The organism is Nocardia sp. NBC_00416, assembly GCF_036032445.1.
In the GTDB taxonomy this organism is placed as follows: Bacteria; Actinomycetota; Actinomycetes; order Mycobacteriales; family Mycobacteriaceae; genus Nocardia.
Map to the genome: position 1 here is coordinate 6,443,695 of NZ_CP107932.1, position 21,551 is coordinate 6,465,245.

21 protein-coding genes, 1 tRNA gene and 1 pseudogene are annotated in these 21,551 nt (G+C 68.6%); 13 read left to right on the plus strand and 10 right to left on the minus strand.

The features are described from left to right. Positions 1-150 precede the first annotated feature (150 nt). Entirely contained in the window at positions 151-276 is a 126-nt protein-coding gene (locus OG804_RS28030; protein ID WP_328391552.1) for a hypothetical protein, read from the minus strand. A gap of 332 nt (positions 277-608) precedes the next feature. On the opposite strand from OG804_RS28030, the gene OG804_RS28035 reads away from it, so the two are divergent. From OG804_RS28035 to OG804_RS28050, 4 genes and pseudogenes are all read left to right on the plus strand, one after another. Then, entirely contained in the window at positions 609-1,046 is a 438-nt protein-coding gene (locus OG804_RS28035; RefSeq protein ID WP_328391554.1) for a DoxX family protein, read from the plus strand. A 201-nt stretch (positions 1,047-1,247) separates the two neighbouring features. After that, a complete protein-coding gene (locus OG804_RS28040; protein WP_328391556.1) occupies positions 1,248-1,619 on the plus strand; it encodes an ArsR/SmtB family transcription factor in 372 nt (123 codons plus the stop codon). Continuing rightward, complete coding sequence (gene arsB, locus OG804_RS28045) at positions 1,616-2,716, plus strand: ACR3 family arsenite efflux transporter (RefSeq protein WP_328391558.1); 1,101 nt, start codon at positions 1,616-1,618, stop codon at positions 2,714-2,716. Before OG804_RS28040 ends, arsB begins: the two co-directional genes overlap by 4 nt. Next, a pseudogene (locus tag OG804_RS28050) lies at positions 2,713-3,114 on the plus strand (arsenate reductase ArsC); the annotation flags it as partial. The gene arsB and the pseudogene OG804_RS28050, both read left to right, overlap by 4 nt. 257 nt (positions 3,115-3,371) lie before the next feature. Here the strand turns inward: OG804_RS28050 and OG804_RS28055 are convergent. Next, the gene (locus OG804_RS28055; protein WP_328391560.1) at positions 3,372-3,872 is read right to left on the minus strand and encodes an ArsI/CadI family heavy metal resistance metalloenzyme; all 501 of its coding nucleotides are present in this window, start codon (positions 3,870-3,872) and stop codon (positions 3,372-3,374) included. 95 nt (positions 3,873-3,967) lie between these two features. On the opposite strand from OG804_RS28055, the gene OG804_RS28060 reads away from it, so the two are divergent. After that, complete coding sequence (locus OG804_RS28060; RefSeq protein ID WP_328391562.1) at positions 3,968-4,327, plus strand: Rv2640c family ArsR-like transcriptional regulator; 360 nt, start codon at positions 3,968-3,970, stop codon at positions 4,325-4,327. Positions 4,328-4,510: 183 nt separating this feature from the next. On the opposite strand, the gene OG804_RS28065 is transcribed toward OG804_RS28060, so the two are convergent. Beyond that, positions 4,511-5,656: an LLM class flavin-dependent oxidoreductase gene (locus tag OG804_RS28065; RefSeq protein WP_328391564.1), complete on the minus strand. Its 1,146-nt coding sequence runs from the start codon at positions 5,654-5,656 to the stop codon at positions 4,511-4,513. A 193-nt stretch (positions 5,657-5,849) separates the two neighbouring features. On the opposite strand from OG804_RS28065, the gene OG804_RS28070 reads away from it, so the two are divergent. Further along, a complete protein-coding gene (locus OG804_RS28070) occupies positions 5,850-7,067 on the plus strand; it encodes an acyl-CoA dehydrogenase family protein (protein WP_328391566.1) in 1,218 nt (405 codons plus the stop codon). Then, a complete protein-coding gene (locus OG804_RS28075) occupies positions 7,067-8,497 on the plus strand; it encodes an LLM class flavin-dependent oxidoreductase (RefSeq protein ID WP_328391568.1) in 1,431 nt (476 codons plus the stop codon). Before OG804_RS28070 ends, OG804_RS28075 begins: the two co-directional genes overlap by 1 nt. A 3-nt stretch (positions 8,498-8,500) precedes the next feature. Here OG804_RS28075 and OG804_RS28080 read toward each other — a convergent pair whose 3' ends face one another. After that, positions 8,501-8,992 carry a GAF domain-containing protein gene (locus OG804_RS28080; protein WP_328391570.1) on the minus strand — a complete coding sequence of 164 codons (492 nt, stop codon included), beginning with the start codon at positions 8,990-8,992 and terminating at the stop codon, positions 8,501-8,503. A gap of 148 nt (positions 8,993-9,140) precedes the next feature. Here OG804_RS28080 and OG804_RS28085 point away from each other — a divergent pair, with 148 nt between their 5' ends. The 3 genes from OG804_RS28085 (at position 9,141) to OG804_RS28095 (ending at position 13,153) form a co-directional block, all read left to right on the plus strand. After that, positions 9,141-10,517: a styrene monooxygenase/indole monooxygenase family protein gene (locus OG804_RS28085; protein ID WP_328391571.1), complete on the plus strand. Its 1,377-nt coding sequence runs from the start codon at positions 9,141-9,143 to the stop codon at positions 10,515-10,517. A gap of 306 nt (positions 10,518-10,823) precedes the next feature. Continuing rightward, on the plus strand, positions 10,824-11,942 hold the full coding sequence (gene sfnG, locus OG804_RS28090; protein WP_328391572.1) for a dimethylsulfone monooxygenase SfnG: 1,119 nt from the start codon (positions 10,824-10,826) through the stop codon (positions 11,940-11,942). Then, on the plus strand, positions 11,939-13,153 hold the full coding sequence (locus OG804_RS28095) for an SfnB family sulfur acquisition oxidoreductase (RefSeq protein ID WP_328391574.1): 1,215 nt from the start codon (positions 11,939-11,941) through the stop codon (positions 13,151-13,153). The genes sfnG and OG804_RS28095 overlap by 4 nt, the downstream gene beginning before the upstream one ends. 154 nt (positions 13,154-13,307) lie before the next feature. Here OG804_RS28095 and OG804_RS28100 read toward each other — a convergent pair whose 3' ends face one another. Further along, entirely contained in the window at positions 13,308-13,898 is a 591-nt protein-coding gene (locus OG804_RS28100) for a type 1 glutamine amidotransferase domain-containing protein (protein WP_328391576.1), read from the minus strand. A gap of 239 nt (positions 13,899-14,137) precedes the next feature. Between OG804_RS28100 and OG804_RS28105 the strand changes: the two genes are divergently transcribed. The 3 genes from OG804_RS28105 to yidC all read left to right on the plus strand — a co-directional run bounded on the left by OG804_RS28105 (position 14,138) and on the right by yidC (position 16,425). Continuing rightward, complete coding sequence (locus tag OG804_RS28105; RefSeq protein ID WP_328391578.1) at positions 14,138-14,965, plus strand: Vgb family protein; 828 nt, start codon at positions 14,138-14,140, stop codon at positions 14,963-14,965. A 33-nt stretch (positions 14,966-14,998) separates the two neighbouring features. Continuing rightward, the gene (locus OG804_RS28110) at positions 14,999-15,322 is read left to right on the plus strand and encodes a DUF6412 domain-containing protein (RefSeq protein WP_328391580.1); all 324 of its coding nucleotides are present in this window, start codon (positions 14,999-15,001) and stop codon (positions 15,320-15,322) included. 122 nt (positions 15,323-15,444) lie between these two features. Continuing rightward, positions 15,445-16,425, plus strand: coding sequence for a membrane protein insertase YidC (gene yidC, locus OG804_RS28115; protein WP_328391582.1), 981 nt, complete (start codon positions 15,445-15,447; stop codon positions 16,423-16,425). Between the two features lie 152 nt (positions 16,426-16,577). On the opposite strand, the gene abc-f is transcribed toward yidC, so the two are convergent. The 5 genes from abc-f to OG804_RS28140 form a co-directional block, all read right to left on the minus strand. After that, positions 16,578-18,218, minus strand: a complete 1,641-nt coding sequence (gene abc-f, locus OG804_RS28120; protein WP_328391584.1) for a ribosomal protection-like ABC-F family protein — start codon at positions 18,216-18,218, stop codon at positions 16,578-16,580. Between the two features lie 266 nt (positions 18,219-18,484). Next, the gene (locus OG804_RS28125) at positions 18,485-18,919 is read right to left on the minus strand and encodes a hypothetical protein (protein WP_328391586.1); all 435 of its coding nucleotides are present in this window, start codon (positions 18,917-18,919) and stop codon (positions 18,485-18,487) included. A 95-nt stretch (positions 18,920-19,014) separates the two neighbouring features. Continuing rightward, positions 19,015-19,464, minus strand: a complete 450-nt coding sequence (locus tag OG804_RS28130; protein ID WP_328391588.1) for a YbaB/EbfC family nucleoid-associated protein — start codon at positions 19,462-19,464, stop codon at positions 19,015-19,017. Next, positions 19,445-20,866 carry a hypothetical protein gene (locus tag OG804_RS28135; RefSeq protein ID WP_328391590.1) on the minus strand — a complete coding sequence of 474 codons (1,422 nt, stop codon included), beginning with the start codon at positions 20,864-20,866 and terminating at the stop codon, positions 19,445-19,447. The genes OG804_RS28130 and OG804_RS28135 overlap by 20 nt, the downstream gene beginning before the upstream one ends. A 362-nt stretch (positions 20,867-21,228) precedes the next feature. Further along, a tRNA-Leu gene (locus OG804_RS28140) sits at positions 21,229-21,310 on the minus strand. Positions 21,311-21,551 lie beyond the last annotated feature (241 nt).

A 21,551-nucleotide genomic window follows, 5' to 3' on the forward strand; every position in this document is an offset into this window, starting at 1 on the left:
CGGCGCGTTGTCCGCGTCAGCGGTGGAATCGGCCCACGTCAGCACGTCTGCTCGGCGGTGGATGCCCCGGGCCGGTACGTACTGAGCATCACCGGCCCGCCTGTTCGGGCCGACCCACCCAATGGCAGGGCAAGCGCGATCTCCAGAACCTCAGGTGGGTGGCTTCACCGCGGCAGTGAGTTCGACGCTGCTCAGGGTCCTCGTGGCAAGGTCGGCGAGGACCGCGCGGGCGACGAACTCGGCTGGCGTGACCTCGACATAATACGATTTTGACATAGTCGAACGACGATCCCGGCGAAATCGAGTACCGAATGATGCTGCACACCAACAATATTCGTCGATAGATCGATTGATCCCACTGGCTCGGCACGTCGAGAACCCGGGCGCGTAACGGGTGCTGCCGCGGATGATTTCCGGAGTCGTCGGCATGGAACGCGGTCCGGCTGCCGCGGCGTCCCCGGCGGCGCAGGTCTGCGGAATCCGGCGCTGAGCCGGTGCGGCGGCGGTTCCGGAAAATATTCGCGGACAGCGATTACTCCTCGGGCGGTGCTCCGTCCTACCTGTTGAACGCGCTACCAACCCGGCGCGACCGACCTGAAGGACCAGAAATGACCACTGCCAGCCCCGCCGCCAACTTCTCCGACGACCTCACCTACCGTCCCGGAAAGGTGCGCAACCGCGTCCTGTGGACGCTGCAGATCCTGCTCGGCCTGTTCTTCATCATCGCCTCCGGCGGGCCGAAGCTCGTTATGCCGAACGCCCTGGTGGACAACGCCCCCGAGAATCTGACCATCCCGTTCGGGCTGCTCATCTTCATCGGAGTCGTGGAGGTCGCGGGCGGTATCGGCCTGATGGTGCCACGGCTCAGTGCCCTGGCTGCCGCGGGTCTGTCCGTTCTCACCGTGCTCGCGGCCGGGACGCAGGCTTTCATCGCCGGTGAGCCCGCGATGGGAATCTTCCCCCTGGTGCTCGCCGCTGTCTTCGCCTGGATCGCCTACGAGCGGCGCGCCACCATCACCGATCTGCGCAACTCGCTGTCGCGTTGACGAATCCATGAGCACGACCGGCGATCGGTGGCCCACCCACCGATCGCCGGTCGTGCGTTTCCGGATCGATCGCCCGTCGGGTTGGCGGCGACCGATCCAGCGGCCATCTGGTGCGCGGCGCCCCGGCTCGGGCGCCGCACCAGGTGGTCGCACGTGTGCCGTGCGTTTGCGTTCGGGATAGATGGTTGTCAATATCGATGTATGTCTAAGTCACTGCTGGCGCCGATCGAGGATTGCAGCCCGTCTCCCCGGGTGCGGGAGCCGTTGTCGGCGGCGGCCGCGGGGGAGTTGGCGGCGGTGTTCAAAGCGTTGTCGGATCCGGTGCGGCTGCGGTTGCTGAGCTCGATCGCGTCGCGGGCCGGGCAGGAAGCCTGTGTGTGTGATCTGTCGGTGGGCATCGAATTGACCCAGCCGACGATCTCGCACCACTTGAAGGTGCTGCGGGATGCCGGCCTGCTGACCAGTGAGCGCCGCGCCTCCTGGGTGTACTACCGGATAGTCCCCGCAGAATTGCGACGGCTCTCCGAGGTGCTGGCGCTGGAGAGCGGCACGGCTGCCGCTGTGCGCGCATGACCGCCGACACGGCCGCGACCAGCAGCCGCCCGGGTGCGGTCACGAAATTGTCGACGCTGGATCGGTTTCTGCCGGTGTGGATAGGTGTGGCGATGGCCGCCGGGCTGCTGCTGGGCCGGGTGATCCCGGGTCTCGGGGAGGGGCTGGCGGCGGTGGAGGTCGACGGGATCTCGTTGCCGATCGCGATCGGGCTGCTGGTCATGATGTACCCGGTGCTGGCGAAGGTGCGCTACGACCGCCTCGGCGCCGTCACCGGTGACCGGCGGCTACTGGCCGGGTCGCTGGTGCTGAACTGGCTGCTCGGTCCGGCGCTGATGTTCGCGCTGGCCTGGTTGCTGTTGCCGGATCTGCCGGAGTACCGGACCGGGTTGATCATCGTGGGGTTGGCGCGGTGTATCGCGATGGTGATCATCTGGAACGACTTGGCGTGTGGTGACCGGGAGGCCGCCGCGGTGCTGGTGGCGTTGAACTCGGTCTTCCAGGTCCTCATGTTCGCCGTCCTGGGCTGGTTCTACCTGTCGGTGCTGCCCGGGTGGCTGGGCCTGGAGCAGAACGCGATCGATACCTCCCCGTGGCAGATCGCGAAGTCGGTGCTGATCTTCCTCGGCATCCCGCTGCTGGCCGGATATCTGACCCGCCGGTTCGGGGAGCGCGCGCAGGGCCGGGACCGGTACGAGTCGACGCTGCTCCCGCGAATCGGGCCGTGGGCCCTGTACGGGCTGTTGTTCACCATTGTGGTGCTGTTCGCCCTGCAAGGCGACCGGATCACTGCCCGGCCGCTCGACGTCGTCCGCATCGCGGTCCCGCTGCTCGCTTACTTCGCGATCATGTGGGGTGGTGGCTATCTGCTGGGAGCGGTCATGGGCCTGGGGTACGGGCGCACCACCACGCTGGCGTTCACCGCGGCCGGCAACAACTTCGAGCTCGCCATCGCGGTCGCGATCGGCACCTACGGTGCGACCTCGGGTCAGGCCCTCGCCGGTGTGGTCGGCCCGCTGATCGAAGTCCCGGTCCTGGTCGGGCTGGTCTATGTGTCCCTGGCGCTGCGCAACCGGTTCCGTGATGCCGCTCCGTCGGTCGAGGCGGTGTTCCGGTGACCCCGGTGCCGAGTGTGTTGTTCGTCTGCGTCCACAACGCCGGCCGATCCCAGATGGCCGCCGGATTCCTGACCCACCTCGCCGCCGGTGCGATCGAGGTCCGTTCCGCCGGCAGCGCGCCGGCTGCCGACGTGAATCCCGCGGCTGTGCAAGCCATGGCCGAGGTGGGCGTCGATATCACCGCGCAGGCGCCGAAGATCTTGACCTCCGCGGCGGTGGAGTCCTCCACGGTGGTGATCACGATGGGCTGTGGTGACACCTGCCCGGTGTTCCCGGGTATCAGCTACCGCGACTGGGACCTACCGGACCCGGCTGGGAAGGGTGTCGAGGCGGTGCGCCCGATCCGCGACGAGATCCGCACCCGCGTCGAAGCCTTGATCGCCGAACTGGTGCCGTCGCGGTCGATGACCGCGCCCACGGGAATGCCGGTGAGGGCGGTCGCGAGCTGGCCGAGCGAGAAAGCGGCGGTGATCACCGGGGCCAACCAGCCGGTCTCGCGGGTGATCGACACCGACAGCACCGGAAACGCGTAATGGAGGATCCCCCAGCTGGATATCTGGGTCGTACGCAGCACCGCCGACACCCGGCGCCGCCGCGCCCGCGGCAACACCACCACCGCGGGCGCGGTATCGGACTCGGTCACTCCCGGAGCGGGCTACTGGGCGGTGGCCGGTGTGCAGCACGCCACCCCGGATTCCGCACCGGCGCTGTCGCCGCGGTCGGTGCCGCAGCACGCCTGCACCGCCTCGCCGTCGCTCATCTCGGCGAACACCGGGGCCGCACCGAAGTGCTCGGTATCGGCGAGCACGGTGTAGACCTCCCACCGCTCGGAATTCGGGCCGGTGACCCAGACTTTGTCCTGGGTGGCGAAGCAACACGTGGTCGCGATCTGCTCCTCGGTGAACAACCCGGCTTCGGACAGGCGCGCGATCTCGGTGTGCACCTTCTCCGAGGTATCGACCTCCACGCCGAGATGGTTGACGCTGCCGCCCTGGCCGGGGTTCTCGATCAGCACCAGCTTCAGCGGCGGCTCGTCGATCGCGAAATTCGCGTACCCGGGCTTGCGCTTCGCGGGCTGCGCGCCGAACAGCGTCGAGTAGAACCCGACGGCCTGTTCCAGATCATCGACATTCAGAGCGAGCTGCACACGAGACATGACGACCTCCAGTTATGTTACATATGTCGAAGAGCTGACACGGACGAGTGTGCCACCTTTTCGACATATGTCAATTCTTTCGGTAGGGTCGGGACATGCCCAAAGCGCTGCCCGTCATCGACACCACCGCACCCGTCTGCTGCGCCCCCGTGGCCGCCGGCCCGGTCGACGACGAAGCGGCCCTGCACGTCGCGCTGCGGCTCAAAGCCCTCGCCGACCCCGTCCGCGTGAAGCTCATGTCGCTACTGCTGGCCGACCCGGTCACCGGTGTCAACGGCGGCGACCTCGCCACCGCGGTCGGCCTCGCAGAATCCACCGTCAGCCACCACCTCGGCCAGCTCCGCAAAGCCGGACTGGTCCGATCCGAGCGTCACGGCATGAGCGTCATGCACCGCGCTCACCGCGATGCCCTCGCCGCGCTGTGCTCGGTCCTGGATCCCAACTGCTGCCAGTAACCGAGACTGCGGTCATGAACGGCGTCATCTGCGCCGGAGCTGTCCTGTGCCGTGAGTCCCGCAGCCGGACACTGATTCTCGTGTGACCGTCGAAATCACCTCGTATCCGAGCAAACCCGGGCCGACGACACGCTCGAGGCGGAAGCCGACCCGGGCGCTGCCGACCACCCGCCTATCGGCCGCTCAGCTGGTGGACGCGGTGGCGAAGGGCGTGCCCACCGGACCGGCGGCGCGGTCGACCGACCGACGCCACACACCCCGCCGTTCGAGGATCGGCAGCACACCCTCGCCGAACCAGTACGCCTCCTCGACGTGCGGATAGCCGGAGAGGATGAAGTGGGTGATGCCGAGGCGCGAATACTCGATGAGCCGTTCGGCGACTTCCTCGTGCGAGCCGACGAGGGCGGTGCCCGCGCCGCCACGGACCAGGCCGACGCCCGCCCAGAGGTTCGGCGCGATCTCCAGGCGGTCGGTATTGCCGCCGTGCAGTTCGAGCATGCGCCGCTGGCCCTCGGATTCGCTGCGCGCCAGATTGGCTTGCACCCGCTCGATATCGGCCGGATCGATCCCCTCGAGCAGGCGGTCGGCCTCCGCCCAGGCCGCTTCGGAGGTGTCGCGGGTGATCACGTGCAGGCGGATGCCGTAGTCGAGGGTGCGGCCCTGATCGGCGGCCAGGCCGCGGATCCATTCCAGTTTCTTGCCGACGGCGAAGGTCGGTTCGCCCCAGGTGAGGTAGGTGTCGGCGTATCGCGCGGCGACCGGACCCGCCGCCGCGGACGAGCCGCCGAAGAAGATCGGGGGCAACGGATCGGGGTGGTTGTTCAGCAACGCGTCCTGGACCCGCAGATGTGTGCCCTCGAAGCTGAAGGGCTCGCGGGATTCCCACAGTTCCCGCACGATGTGCAGGAACTCGCCGGTGCGCTCGTAGCGCTGCTCCTTGTCCAGGAAATCACCGAAGGCGCGCTGTTCGTGCGGTTCGCCGCCGGTCACCACATTGAGCAGCAGCCGGCCCCGGGAATGGCGCTGGAAGGTGCCCGACATCTGCGCGGCCAGGGTGGGGCTGACCAGTCCGGGGCGGAACGCCACCAGGAACTTCAGGGTTTCGGTCGTCTCCACCAGCATGGCGGTGGCCAGCCACGCGTCCTCGCACCACGCGCCGGTCGGGGTGAGCACCGCCTCGAACCCGTTCTCCTCGGCCGCGCCCGCGATCTGGTTCAGGTAGCGCAGCGAGGCGGGCCGGTCGCCGGACATGGCCGTGCCGTGACCTCCGGCCATCAGGCCGCGCGAATCGCCGTAGGTGGGTAGGAACCAGTGGAACGACAGACTCATCCCGAAATCTCCTTCGAGGGGCTCGCGAACGGACGATGCGATGGCCAGCTCCTCGCCGGGCCGGTCTCTGATCCTGACGGACCGCGCTCGCGACGTCACCGGTTGGAATCGGCGGGATTTTTTGGCGGCGAGTGTTTCGCTCTCGCTGCGCCTAACTGGTGAGAGTCGGTTCGGCGTCGGTGATGGTGGGGTGATGACTTCCACCGCACAACCTGTCTCCGATACCGATCTGGACGCGGTGTTCGCGCCGATCTACGCCGATATCGCGACCGGCGCGGTCGAGCGCGAGATCGACCGCCGGCTCGCCCACGACGAAGTACGCCGACTGCGCGCGGCGCATTTCGGTGCGCTGCGGGTACCGGTCGAATACGGCGGGTACGGCGCCAGCGTCCGGCAGTTGTTCCGGCAGCTGATCGAATTGGCCGCGGCCGAATCCAATCTGCCGCAGGCACTGCGCGTGCATTTCGTGTTCGTGGAGGATCAGCTGCTGGCGGAGGCCGGTCCGGCCCGTGAGCAGTGGTTGCGGGCGGTGTCGGCGGGAACGCTGGTCGGCAATGCGATCACCGAACCGGGCGTCGGCGCGGTGGGCCGCTATCAGACGCGGCTCACCGAATCCGAGGACGGCTGGAAGCTGGACGGTACGAAGTACTACAGCACGGGGTCGCTCTACGCCGACCATATTCTCGTCGCCGCCGATCGGGACGGTGAGCGGGTGAGCGTCCTGGTGGACGCCGACGCCGACGGTGTGCGCCAGCACGACGACTGGGACGGATTCGGTCAGCGCCTGACCGCCAGCGGCACCACGGAGTTCACCGGGGTCGCGGTGCCGCAGGACCGGATCCTCGGACCGGGCTACGGTGACGCCGGGGCCACCTATTCGACCTCCTACCTGCAGCTGATCCAGCTCGCGGTGCTGGCCGGAATCGCGCAGCGGGCCGAACGCGACACCCGGGAATGGGTTGCCGCGCGGCGTCGCGGATACACCCATTCGGCGGCCGATCTGCCGCGGCACGATCCGCTCGTGCAGCAGGTGATCGGGCGACTGTCGGCCGCGTCGTTCAGCGCCCGAGCGAGTGTCCTCGCGGTCGCCGATGTGCTCGACGAGGTGCTCGCCGCGGGGGCCACCGAGGAGAAGGGGCTGGTCGAGGCCGAATTGGCCGCGGCCCAGGCGCAACTCGGGGTGATCGACACCGTGTTGTCGGCCACCACACAGTTGTTCGAGGTGGGCGGGGCTTCCATCACGTCGGAGGGGCTGCGGCTGGACCGGCACTGGCGCAACGCGCGCACCATCTCGGTGCACAATCCGGCCGTCCAGAAGGCCCGGGCCATCGGCGACCATCTGCTCAACGGGGCCCAGCTGCCGTTCGCCTGGAGCGCCGGTGAGCGCAAGCCCGCGGAAGAGGCACGCTGATGACCCGGCGGATCCGGTTCAACGCCTTCGATATGAACTGTGTCGCGCACCAGTCACCCGGACTGTGGCGGCATCCGGACGACCAGTCGCACCGCTACAAGGAGATCGGTTACTGGACCGAGCTGGCCGCACTGCTCGAGCGGGGTCGCTTCGACGGACTCTTCATCGCCGATGTACTCGGCACCTACGACGTCTACGGCGGCGACGACCGGGCTGCCCTGCGTCAGGGCGCGCAGATCCCGGTGGCCGATCCGTTGCTGCTGGTGTCGGCCATGGCGGCGGTGACCGACCACCTCGGGTTCGGCATCACCACCGGAACCGGGTTCGAGCATCCGTACCCGTTCGCCCGGCGGCTGTCCACGCTGGACCATCTGACCGGCGGCCGGGTCGGCTGGAACGTCGTCACCGGCTATCTGCCTTCTGCCGCACGCAATTTCGGTGCCGACGATCAGCTCGACCACGACGACCGCTACGACCAGGCCGACGAATACCTGGAAGTGCTCTACAAGTTGTGGGAGGGGTCCTGGGCGGACGACGCGGTCGTGCGCGACCCGGTCGCGAATATCTACGTGGATCCGGCGAAGGTGCACCATATCGGCCACAGCGGGCGGCATTACACCGTCCCGGGTGTGCACCTGTCCGAACCGTCCCCGCAGCGGACCCCGGTGATCTATCAGGCGGGCGCCTCGCCGCGCGGTGTGCGGTTCGCCGCGGAGAACGCCGAGGCGATCTTCGTCGCCGCGCCGTCGAAACGGGTGCTCGCCCAGACGGTGACGAATATCCGGGAAGCGTTGGAAGCGGCCGGTCGCGATCGGCACGCCGCCCGGATCTACGCGCTCGCCACCATCGTCACCGATGCCACCGACGCGGCCGCGCACCGCAAGCACGAGGAGTACCTGTCCTACGCCAGCGTCGAGGGTGGGCTGGTGTTCATGTCCGGCTGGATGGGAATCGATCTGTCCCGCTACGACCTGGACGACCCGATCGGCGAGGTGGAGAGCAACGCGATCAGGTCGGCGGTGGCCGCGTTCCAGGAGTTCGACGACGACGGCCGGGAGTGGACGGTCCGCGATATCGGCCGGTGGGCGGGGATCGGCGGGATCGGCCCGGTGTTCGTGGGGTCGGGTGCGACCGTGGCCGACCGTCTGCAGGAATGGGCCGAAGAGACCGATGTGGACGGATTCAACCTCGCGTACGCGATCACGCCCGGGACCTTCGAGGACATCGTCCGCTATGTCATCCCGGTGCTGACAGAGCGCGGCGCCTATCCCGGTGAGTACGTGCCGGGCACCCTGCGCAACGCGCTGTTCGAGCGCGGGGACCGGTTGCCGCCCGAGCATCGGGGCGCGCGTTACCGGCTGGGCGGTTCCGGTTCCACCGTGCTGCCGGACGAGGTGTCGCGCAATGTCTCCGGTGAACTGGTCACCTAGGAGTCAGGACGTGGCCAGCGACCGCACGAAGATCTCGGCGATCGATTCGAGTCCGCGCCGGTCGGTGTCGTCGAAGCGTGCGGGACGCGGACTGTCCAGATCGAGGACGCCGAGCAGGGTGTCGTCCCGGATCAGCGGCACCACGATCTCGGAACGGGTGTCGCCGTCGCAGGCGATATGGCCCGGGAAGGCGTGGACATCGGGCACCAGCTGCGTCCGGCGGGTGTGCGCGGCGGTACCGCACACACCCGTGCCGAGCGCGATCCGTACGCAGGCCGGTTTGCCCTGGAACGGGCCGACCACGAGTTCGCGTCCGTCGTAGAAGTAGAAACCGGCCCAGTTCACTTCCGGGAGGGCGTGGTACACCAGGGCACTCAGATTGGCGGCGTTGGCGATCCGATCGGATTCGCCGGCGAGCAGTGCGGCGGCCTGCGCGGTGAGCTGCCGGTACCCGTCGGCGCGATCGCCGGTCAGCGGGACGAGGTCGAACGTCATGGCCGGATGGTAGGACACCCGGATCGGGCAGCCGTCGCGACGGCCCTCGATCGTGTCACGAAAATGAATGTAGTGCAGCTACTTTCGGCATCAACTCGCGATGAGTGTAACCCTGCAACCGGGCCGTCGGGATCGTGACCATAGCGCTATGACTACGCAGAACACTTCCACCCGTAAGGCCGCCGTCATCGGTGCGGGCCAGACCGGCGTCACCGCGGCGCTCGGCCTGCTCGACGCCGGATTCACGGTCACCCTCTACAGCGACCGCGACCAGCGCGACCTCCGTGACAAGGTGCCCGCCACCGGTACCGCGCTGATCTTCGGTGAGGCCCAGGCCGCCGAGGAAGCGCTCGGTCTGCCCACCTACCTCGATCGCGCGCCGTTGCACAGCGGTCTCACCGTCCGGGTGGCCGGCGGCGGCGAGGAACTGATCGCCTTCGACGGCGCTTTCGACGGTTTCCGCGGTCTGGCGGTCGACACCAGGCTCAAGGCCGACGAACGGCTCACCGCCTTCCTGGAGCGCGGCGGCCGGTTCGTCGTCGACTCGGTGACACCGGAACGGCTCGACCCGATCGCCGCCGACAACGACCTCACCCTGGTCGCCACCGGCCGCGGCGGGCTGTCGGACCTGTTCGAGATCGACACCGCGCGCACCGTCTACGACGCGCCGCAGCGCAAGCTGCTCACCGTGACGGTGACCGGTCTCGGCCACGACGAATCGGTGTTCGCGCACCGCAGTCCGGCCGGCGGCGGACGCAGCGGGTTCTCCATCGTCGCCGAAGAAGGCGAAGCGTGGTGGGGACCGTACCTGCACAAGGACGCGGGCCCGACCTGGGCGTTCCTCGGCTGGGCCCGGCCGGGCGGCGACTGGGAGAAGCGGTTCGCGGCCGCGGACTCGGCCGAATCGGCGCACCGGATCGTGACCGAGCTCTACCGCGACTACCTGGACTGGGACCTGCCCGAAGTCCTGGCCACCGAGGTGATCGCCGACGATCCGCACTCCTGGCTGAAGGGTGCGGTGCGGCCGTTGTTCCGGCGCGGCGTCGGGCATACCGCGGGCGGTCACCCGGTAGCGGCGCTCGGTGACACCGCGGTGGCCCACGACCCGATCGCCGGGCAGGGCGCGCAGGGCGGTCTCATCCAAGCGCAGCGCCTGGTCGCCGCGGCCGCCGCGCACGACGGGGCGTTCGACGACGCCTGGATCACCGCGCAGTACGAGGCCTTCCTGGGCGCCCGCGCGGAGGACGCCGCCAAGGTCACCCGGCTGTTCCTCAGCGACCCCGAATTCGCCGAGATCGGCGGCCAGTTCTTCAGCGCGGCGGCGGCCGACCCGCGTTTCGCGTCGGCGCTGGTGAGTACGCTGCACCACCCGCAGGCCGCGCACGGGGTGAACTCGGTGGCGGACGCGCACGAACTCATCGCCCAGGTCACCGGGGAGGACGCGGCGACCGTCCTGGGCCGCTTCCAGCCCGCGGGGCGGTTCAGTCGATCGGAGTACAGCGACCGGGCCGCGACCACGGCCTGAATCGCGGGAGTGGTGCGCCGGGCACCGGAACTGCGCTCGGTGTGACGGTGTCCGATACAGCGCCCCGGCGGATGCGCCGGGGCGCTGCCCGCGCGTGACGACCGCCGGGGATGTGATCCGGCAGATTCAAACCCTCGTACCCCCGCAACACTGCTGGTGCACTGTACTCGCGCCGGGTGCAGGGGTAGTCGTGCTCGGCGTCCGAACGATGATGCCCACGGCGAGCAGCGGGAGTTTCGAAGATGCGATGCCTACGTCTTCGCTGCGGCCTCCGCGCACCGCATGTACCAGCTCGAGGGAGGCTCGATGAGTACTGAGCAGATTACCGACCAGATCCGGTTCGCGTACTGGGTGCCCAATGTCAGCGGTGGTCTGGTGACCAGTGATATCGAGCAACGCACCGGCTGGGATTTCGAGTACAACAAGAAGCTCGCGCAGACCGCGGAACGCAGCGGTTTCGACTACGCGCTCTCCCAGGTGCGCTACACCGCCTCCTACGGCGCGGAGTTCCAGCACGAATCCACCTCGTTCAGCCTGGCGCTGCTCGGCGCCACCGAACGGTTGAAAGTGATCGCCGCCATTCACCCCGGGCTGTGGCACCCGGCCGTGCTCGCCAAGTTCGGCGCCACCGCCGACCACCTGTCCGGCGGACGGTTCGCCATCAATGTGGTATCCGGCTGGTTCGCCGGGGAATTCACCGCCCTCGGCGAACCCTGGCTCGAGCACGACGAGCGGTACCGGCGCAGCGCGGAATTCCTCGAGGTGATCCGCAAGATCTGGACCGAGGACGAGGTGAACTACGGCGGCGACTTCTACCGCATCCGCGATTTCACCCTCAAGCCCAAACCGCTCAACACCCCGGAGCGCCCGAATCCCGAACTGTTCCAAGGCGGTAACTCCAGCGCCGCCCGCCGCAACGGCGGCCGCTACGCCGACTGGTATTTCTCCAACGGCAAGGACTTCGACGGCGTCACCGAACAACTCGACGACCTGCGCAGCGTCGCACGCGCCCACGACCGGGAAGTGCGGTTCGGGCTGAACGGTTTCATCATCGCCCGGGATACGGAGCGCGAGGCCAAGGAGACGCTGCGCGAGATCGTCGACAAGGCCAACAAACCCGCCGTCGAGGGCTTCCGGGACGCGGTACAGCAGGCCGGTGCTTCGACTCGCGACGGCAAGGGGATGTGGGCGGATTCGAGTTTCGAGGATCTGGTCCAGTACAACGACGGTTTCCGGACCAAGCTGATCGGTACGCCCGAACAGGTCGCCGAGCGTATCGTCGCCTATCGCGAACTGGGTGTGGACCTCATCCTGGGCGGCTTCCTGCACTTCCAGGAGGAGGTCGAGTACTTCGGCGCCAAGGTGCTGCCGCTGGTGCGCGAACTGGAGGCCGCGCGACGTCCCGCCGCGGTCGCCGGCCGATGACCGCCGTCGGGGCCGCGCGCATCACCTCGGCGCAACAGGCCCGGACGGTGGCCGCGCAGCTCGCGACCGAATTCGCGGTGGACGCCGCGCACCGCGACCGGGACCGCGCGCTGCCCTTCGCCGAGATCGGCACACTGGCGGCCAGCGGTCTGCTGGCCGTCACCGTCCCCGCCGCGCACGGCGGCGCGGATCTACCGCCCAGCGAGGTTGCCGAAGTGGTGCGCCTGCTCGCGGTCGCCGACCCCAATATCGCGCAGATCCCGCACAGCCATTTCGTGTACGTGAACCTGCTGAAACTCGCCGGATCCGCGGATCAGCAGCGCCGCTACCTGACCGGTGTGCTGGACGGCGCGCAGATCGCCAATGCGCAATCCGAGCGTGGCGGCGCCACGATCGCCGATATCGCGACCACGGTGCGTCCCCTCGCCGACGGGCAGCAGTTCCGGATCGACGGGGTCAAGTACTACTGCACCGGTTCGCTGTTCGCCGATGTGCTCGCGGTGCTCACCAAGCTGGACGACCCCGAGGGCACGTCCGGTCTGCCGCCGGGCCAGTACGTCGCGTTCCTGCCCGCAGATACCCCGGGCGTCCGGATCGTCGACGACTGGAACGGGCTCGGCCAGCGCACCACCGGCAGCGGGACGGTGTCGTTCGAGGGTGTGGTGGTCGACCGTGATCAGCTCGTCGCCCGGACCGCCGCCGTCGACGCGCCGACCGCCTACGGGGCCTCCGCGCAGCTGTTGCACGCCGCGATCGACGCCGGTATCGCGCGCGGGGCGCTCACCGCCGCCACCGATTTCGTCCGCGACAAGAGCCGGCCCTGGTTCGAGGCGCAGGTGGCCCGCGCGATCGACGATCCGCTACTGATCCAGCGATTCGGCGAGCTGGCCGTCACCGTGACCGCCGCCGAGGCCGCTCTGGTCGCCGCCGGTGTCGCCGTCGACGCCGCGGTCGACGCTCCGGAGCGGGTGGCCGATGCCTCGATCGCCGTGGCGAGCGCCAAGATACTCGCCGACCGCGCGGCCACCGAGGTGTCCAGCGCGCTGTTCGAGGTGAGCGGAACCCGCAGTGCGGCCGATGATCTCAACCTGCACCATTTCTGGCGCAACGCCCGCACGCACACCTTGCACGACCCGGTCCGCTGGAAGTACCAGCACATAGGTCGCACGCTGTTGCACGGCACTCCGCCGCCGCTGCACGGCGTGATCTGAGCCGGACGACCAGCGCCCGGTGGGAGTGCTCCCTCGCCGGGTGCCGCGATCGCGGCCGAATATGAGGCGGTCGCGTCGACGGGGTCCGGCCGGGTAGGGAGCGGCGGCGATCCCGCGCACGATCGTTTCGGCGGGCAGTGCCGAGACGACCGTGTCAGCGGGACGCCGTCGCACCCTCCGGACGCACCGGATGCTTGCCTTCCGCGAACTCCTCGACGATCTTCGCGCAGAACGCGGGCAGGTCGCGTGGGTTGCGACTGGACACCAAGCCGTGGTCGTTGACCACTTCCTCGTCGACGACCGTGCCGCCGGCATTGCGGATATCGGTGCGCACACTGGGATAGGAGGTCAGGGTGCGCCCGCGCACCACGTCCGCTTCCACCAGCGTCCACGGACCGTGGCAGATCACGCCCACCGGTTTACCGGTGGCGAAGAAATCCCGGACGAACGACACCGCCGACTCGTCCTGGCGCAGTTTGTCGGGATTCGTGGTGCCGCCGGGTAGCAGCAGTGCGTCGAATTCGTCGGGGCTGCATTCGCCGACCACCCGGTCCACGGTGAACATGGCGCCCTTTTCGACATCGTGATTCATGGCCTGGATCCGGCCGGGTTCCAGCGCGAGCAACGCGGTGGTCGCACCGGCGTCCTCGACCGCCGACCTGGGTTGGACGAGTTCGGCCTGTTCCACCCCGTCTGTCGCGAGGACGGCGATTCGCCGTCCGGTCAGATCGTGCTGCTGGGCCATTCCGTGCTCCTTCCGGCTCCTACGATTGCGATCTGCCCGGCGTCCTACCCGGGACGGCGCCCGCGAAACCCGGTGGCCGGACACGGCGAGTGGCGTCGCGCACGCCCGGGCCGGTGAGCGGGGATCTCTGCACCGAGATCACGCCCCGGCTCGAACAGTCGCACCGGATGTGGCAAGCTCAGCTCTCCGCACCGGTCGGCCGGGTCGTCATCGGGCGGAGCACGAGGAGGAATGAGCGAGTGGTTCGGATCTCCGGGGCACCCTACGGGCTGAGCCCGGGTCCCGACGGCGCCCTCTGGTTCACCTTGACCAGCGAGGGCGCCATCGGCAGATACCTGGACGGCGCGGTGCGAACGTTTGCGCTGGACCCGCGTGACGGGCAGCCGACGATTATCGTGCCGGGACCGGACGGGGCCATGTGGTTCACCGAATTCCGTGGCAACCGGATCGGCCGCATCGCTGGGGAAGGCGATGCGACCTGGTTCGCCGCGGTATCTCCGTACGGCATCACCACGGGTCCCGACGGCGCGCTCTGGTACACCGAACTACAGGCCGACCGGATCGGGCGGCTGACCGTCGACGGCGAAATCTCCCGGTTTCCGGTGACCGGGATGCCGTCGATGATCACCTCCGGTCCGGACGGCGCGCTCTGGTACACCCTGAATCAGGGCAACGCGATCGGCCGGGTCGACCTGTCCGGCACCACCGCGGTGTACCCCCTGCCGACGGAGGCCGCGATGCCGGTCGGTATCACCGCGGGACCCGACGGCGCACTGTGGTTCGTCGAGATCGGGGGCGGGCAGATCGGCCGGATCGCGGTCGACGGCACGATCGACGAATTTCCGCTCCCGGACCGCGACGCGCGGCCACACGCCATCATCACGGGCCCGGACGGCGCCCTGTGGTTCACCGAATGGGCCACCGCCCGGCTCGGCCGTATCACCACCGACGGCGTGATCACCGCGACCGAGCTACCCGGCGCCGAGCCGCACGGTCTGACCGTCGGTCCGGACGGCGCACTGTGGATTGCGATGGAATCGGGGAGCATCGAGCGCGTCGAGGTGTGAATCGCCGCCGACGGGCTGGGTATGCTGCGATACATGGCACGGATCTGGTCGGTCGTCGCGCACGCGGTGAACCTGGTTCAGCTCGCGTGGGTGGCCGCCCTGACCCTCGCCATCACTGTGGCGCTGGTGGGCGACGGGCCCACCGCCGTGGTCGGCGCCGCGGTGGCGATCACCATTCTGCTCGGCCTGGCCGAGCAGGGCGGACGGTCCGGGCTGCGGCCACCGGCCGAATCGGCCACCGGACCCTCCCACGAGGAGCGGCGTCTGCGGGGCGCGTTCCGTCGGCAGAGCGCTCCGGACACACCTGGTCGCCCGCGCCTTCCCCGAGCACCCGGACAGGTTTCGGCCGCCGCCTGACGCTTCGGCGTTTCGGCGGCCCGAGTCGACCTGTCCTTCGCGCCACCGCCCGAGTGTGCGGGCGTGGCGCCTTTCGCACCCGGCGCGGTTCTTCCGTGCGGTGCAGCAAATGAGGTGCTCCCGTGCTCGATTTCATCTATTACCCGGTATCGGCGATCCTGTGGTTGTGGCATACCGTCTTCGGGGCCGTGCTGGGTCCGGACAGCGGTTTCGCCTGGGCGCTGTCGGTGGTGTTCCTGGTCTTCACCCTTCGGCTGTTCCTGCTGAAACCCGCGATCGAACAGATCCGCACAACCCGCCGGATGCAGGAACTGCGCCCGCAGTTGGAGAACCTGCGGACACAGTTCGCCGGTGACCGCATGAAGCAGGCGGCGGAAATGCAGAAGCTCCAGCAGGAACACGGTTTCAACCCGCTGATGGGCTGCCTGCCCGCGCTGGTGCAGCTGCCCGTGTTCCTCGGCCTGTATCACGTTCTGCAGTCGTTCAACCGCACCGGCACGGGATTCGGCAAGCTCGGCATGACCCCGGAGGCGAACGCCCGGACCGCGAACTATTTCTTCGACGTCGCCGATGTGCAGTCCTTCCTCGGGGCCCGGCTGTTCGGGGCGCCGATATCGGTCGCGATCGCCAGTCCCGAGAGCGCGCTGGATTCGTTCGCCGCCCACGGACCGGTGCCGTCACTGGCCGCGATCGCGGCGGTGGCGGTGCCGCTGATGGTGGTGGCGAGCCTCGCCACCCATTTCAACGCGCGCGCGTCGATCGCGCGGCAGGATCCGGCGGCGGCCGCGAGTCCGCAGATATCGCTGATGAACAAACTGATGCTGTGGGTGTTTCCGCTCGGCGTGCTGGTGGGCGGTCCGTTGCTGATGATCGCCATCCTGCTCTACTGGGTGGCCAACAACATATGGACCTACGGGCAGCAGCACCTGGTGTTCGCCTGGCTGGACCGCGACGAGACGCGGAAGGCAGAGCCGGCGGCCGAATCCCTGGAACCCGCCGAAACTCATCCGCCGAGCGAGGATCCCACCACCGCCGCGCCGGGGCCGGATGCTCCGCCGGAACCCGGTGGCCCCGCGCAAGCGAAACCGCCGGAACTGACGTAATACCGGCGCGGGTCGTCGGCCGTAGGTCGACAGCGGCACGGTGCGCGCCCGCGGCCCCAGCGGGGTCGCGGGCGCGGATGAGCCGGGCTCAGAACCGCATTCGAGATCCGATGCCGACCCCGCGGGCGCCGCGAGGTCGGCGACCCGGGAGATCAGGCCGCGGAATCAGGCCCCGCGACCTCGGTAAGCCGGCCGTCGGTCAACCGCAACCACCGCTGCACTCCGATCTCGGCGAGGAACCGTTCGTCGTGGCTCACCACCACGAAGGCTCCCCGGTAGGCGTCCAACGCACTTTCCAACTGCGCGACGCTCACCAGATCGAGGTTGTTCGTCGGCTCGTCCAACAACAGCAGTTGTGGAGCGGGTTCGGCGAAAAGGACGCACGCCAGGGTGGCGCGCAACCGCTCACCTCCGGAGAGCGCGCCGACCGGCAGCTGGACCCGCGATCCCCGGAACAGGAACCGCGCCAGGAGGTTCATCCGTTGCGGCGCGGGCAGATCCGGGGCGGCCGCGGCCAGGTTCTCGGCGACCGTGCGGTCGAGATCGAGCAGGTCCAGTCGCTGCGACAGATAAGCGATCCGGCCCTCGGCGCGGGTGACGGTCCCGGCCTCCGGCGTCAGATCGCCGTGGATCAGCCGCAGCAGCGTGGATTTCCCCGCGCCGTTCGGGCCCGTCAGCGCGATACGTTCGGGTCCGCGGATCACCAGATCGGCGCCGTCGCCCGCGAAAACCGTCCGCTCACCGAAGCGGTAGCGCATCTGTTCGCCCAGGAATACGGTGCGCCCGGCCGGAACTTCGGTACCGGGCAGTTGCAGTTTTATCTGCTGGTCTTCACGGAGCGCGCGCTCGGCCCGGTCGAGCCGGTTCTTGGCGGCGTCGACCCGGGCGGTGTGCGTCTCGTTCGCGCGCCCGGCCGATTCCTGGGCGTTGCGTTTCATGGTCCCGGCGAAGATCTTCGGCAGACCCGCGTTGCCGAGATTGCGGGCGGCGTTGCTCGCCCGGCGCGAAGCCCGTTCCCGGGCCTGCTGGAGTTCGCGTTTCTCGCGTTTGACCTCCTGTTCGGCAGTGCGAATGTTCTTCTCCGCGACCTCCCGTTCGGCCTGGACCGCGGCCTCGTATTCGGTGAAATCACCGCCGTGGAAACGGATCTCCCCGGCATGGAGTTCGGCGATCCGGTCCATCCGGTCCAGCAGCGCCCGGTCGTGGCTGACCAGAAGCAGGCACCCGTTCCATTCGGCGAGCAGATCGTAGAGGTCGTGGCGGGCGTCCAGGTCGAGGTTGTTGGTGGGCTCGTCGAGCAGCAGGACATCGGGCCGGCGCAGCAGCTGGGCCGCGAGCCCCAGCGAAACGACCTGACCGCCGCTGAGGGTGTGCAGCCGCCGGGTGAACGTCAGCTCGCCCAGGCCGAGCCGGTTCAACTGGGCGTGTGTGCGTTCCTCGATATCCCAGTCGGAGCCGATCGTGGTGAAGTGCTCCTCGGCGGTGTCACCGGATTCGACGGCGTCCAGTGCGGCCAGGACCGGTGCGATACCCAGTAACTCGGCGACGGTCAGATCGCCGGTCAGCGGCAGGGTCTGGGGGAGATAACCCAGTACGCCGTCGACGGACACGCTACCGGCGCCGGGGCGCAGGTCACCGGCGATCAGTCGGAGCAGGGTGCTCTTGCCCGCGCCGTTGGGCGCGACCAGACCGGTTCGCCCGGTGGGCACGCTGAAGGACAGGTCGGTGAAAACCGGGGTGTCGTCCGGCCAGGAGAAGGTCAGATTCGAGCAGACGATAGGTGTATCGGACATAAATGAGAGACCTCTGCGGTCGTTCGCGCACGTATCGTGTGCCGCGAAAGATGAATGATGAACGACGGCATGGCCACGACAGCGGCGCCGTATGCGCCCAACTGGTGGCCGTCAGAGCCGGGTGACCCCGGCGATGTCGAGTTCACCAACCATGGTCGATCTCTCTCTGCGTTCGAAAACTCCCGGTCCACGGTAGCAGGCCACCCGCGCGGGCGGCCGGGCACGGATCGCCCGCGGCCGCCCGGGGACCGGCCGCGGGCGGGGGATCAGAGCCTGCTGTTGAGATGGTTCTGGACGTCGCCCGGCACGGGCGGTTCGCCGCACTGGATTCCGCACCGCTGCTCGTGGGGAACCTGGGATCCGTCCTGATAGGTGCAGCTGCCGCTGTCGCAGTCGTAGTTGCGCGTGTTCGGATCCACCGGCAGGGGTTGGGAGTAGTAGGACCACGCGAAGGCGCCGGACCCCTGGACAGCCGAGCAATAGACAGTGGTGCCGTCCGCCAGGTGCCCGACCTCACCGGGCGCCTGGCAGTAGCTGTGCAGTTCCACTTGAGGATTCGGCCCGTCGGCGACGGGGGCCACGGTGGCGGCCCAGGGCAGGGCGGCTGCGGGAGCGGCGACGGAGAAGAAGAGGGCGGCGGCCCCGACGGTGGCGCCGAGAAGTCGGGGGCCGACGCGCAGGAAACGCGCTGTTGGCCTCATGGGGGACGATTCCGTTCTGTCGAGTTGTCGTGTCCCCGACCCGGTCGGACTGATACATATTAGCTATCGCGGTCCGCCGGTGGCAATGGCCGCGGCTAGTGCGGATCCTGCGCGCGCCCGTCCTGCTCGGTCTCGGAATCCCAGGCCGCGCCGAGTTCACGCAGGCTGTGGGCGCCCGGGACGAGATCGGGCAGATCGGGCACCGCCTCGTCGCCGTCCAGGAGGGGGGCGGCGAGCTCGCGCCGCTGTTCCTCGGCCAGCCGCGTCGCTTCCTTGCCCACCGCGGTGACGACGCGGCTCAGCTCTTGTGCGCCCAGCCGCAGGGCATCCGGTTCGACGCGCACCTCGGCCAAGCCGCCGCTGCCGTCGACGGTCACCTCGATCAGGCCGTCGCTCGACCGAGCCGTTATCCGGGCTTGCGCCAGCCGTGCGAACACCTCCGGTACCTGCGCCTGCTGGGCCTCGAAGGTGTCGAGCATGCTCTCGATCTGCTTGCGCATCCCGTAGTTGGCGAAACGCATTCCGTCACTTTCCCACTTGTCCATCGGACACCTCCTCGAGTCCGTGCCGCCGGGCGAAGGCCCGTTCGAATTCGGCGATGAACGTGGCCGGGGCGATCGACGAAGTCGAATGCTCCAGCATTCCGTCGTCGGCGAGGTAGAACACGGCCCGCCCGATCGCGATCTCCCCGGCCGGTACGGGCACGTAAACCAGCCAGCCGACACTGAACCGTTCGGCGACCAGTTCCGCCAGCGGATATCCGGTGGTGTCGAGGGCGCGGCCGGTGATGTAGTCGCGCACCCGGTCGATGGCCTGGCCGGAGGGCATCGGTTCCGGTGCGGTGGCGGTCAGGCCCGCGAGAGTGAACTGGTACAGGGCGCTGTCGATATCGAACTGTCCCGTATCGCCGAATACCGCGACGAGTGCGGCACGGTCGACCTTGCCCGCTTCCGCCGCGGTCAGCAGCGCGGTGATCGCGTTCTGTGCGGTGTCCGGCGCCTCGATCAGACCGCCGACCAGCCCGTGCACGATCTCCGCGGTCCATACGCCGGGTATCGCCGTGGCGCAGTCGCGCGCCGACGGGGACTGTCCGCGATACCACCGGCCGGCCTCCCACCAGTAGCAGAACGACAGCAGACCCGCCGCCGCACGTGGATTCAGCACCGGGTCGGCCACCCAATCGGGTGCGCCGCGATAGTGCTCCGGCATCGGTCCGCTCCGGTTGTATACCGCGTCGAGTTCCGGTGCTTCCCAGACTCCGCCCGAGAGAACGGCGCGTCCGTGCGTGAGTACATGAAGCGACGAACCGCCGCGACCGGCCCCCTCGAAGGTTGCGGCTCTCGGTTCGATGCGCGGACCCCAGTCGGATCCGGCGGCGACGAACGCGGCGGCAACGGTCGCCCAGCGCGCCCACATCACCGGAAACGGCGGAAACTCGTTCTCCGCCAGCGTGGGCCACACCTGGCCGGCCCGATCCGCACGCGCCCGCTCGGCGGCCTGTCGCGGGGTGCGACGCTGGCGGTCGCCGTGACCGATGTAGGCGCCGAGCCACACCGGGACCCGTTCCCGTGGAAAGGCTTCGAGATCGGCGCGATACTCCGGCGCGGGCAGCAACTGCCCTTCGGGAAACGGCTCGTCGCCGTAGTCGTAGCCGGTTTCCAGCTCGCCCATCGCGGTGAGCGCGAGCGATATCCGCCACCATGGACCGGTGCCGGCGGTCTGCACACGGTGTTCCCGCACCAGATCGATGACGGCATCGGGTGGGGGCACCGATACCGCGTGCCGGCCGTCGGAGGACACGACGGTGCCGATATGGCCGGTCACGGTGATCGCGAACACCGCGTCTATCCGCTCCCAGCCTTCGGGAGCGCAGGCGATCAGGGCGCGAACAAGGGGATGGTCGGCTGTCAATGAACCGGGGATCGATACACCGGATTCGTCGGCCATATCTGTCTGCTTCTCCTCGTGCCACGCTTCGGCACCGAGACTGTCCGGTGGTGGAGGATCCGGCGCCGAGATCCGAAAGGCTAGCAAGCTTCTGCCCGGTGAGCGCGACGGGAACCAACTATCCCGCTGTGTATTCCGCTGCCACGGGTAGCTCCGGGATCGGGCGGGCCGCCCGGTCGGGTCCCGTCCGCGCTGCGCGGAGCCGGGGGACGGCCGGGGTGTTCGGCCCGGGACCACGGTGTCTCCGCGGCCGGTTTCCGGGGCGGCGCTCCGGTGGACTCGGCGGAAACGGGCCGGAGGTGTGACGAGGCTGCTTGCACACCGATCTCCGCCAGGAATGGTGGGAGTTGGTAGGTGAGCGGTGCGCGAGGGGGGACTTGAACCCCCACGTCCGTGGACACCAGAACCTAAATCTGGCGCGTCTGCCAATTTCGCCACTCGCGCTGATGGTACGACCGTCCAAACTCTACCGGGCCCATCCCGGATCGCGAAGACGCGGGCGGGCGTTTCGTACTCGCCGGTAACCCCACCTGCGATTATAACGATTCGGTAACTGGCAATATGAGGAGTGCTCACGTTCCGTTCGGGTAAGGACCGATCCTCACCTGCGCGTTCAAACATGAGGGAGGTTCATGTTTCCGTCGATTCTGGTACATGAGTGCACGAATACCCGCCGGTAGGGGCT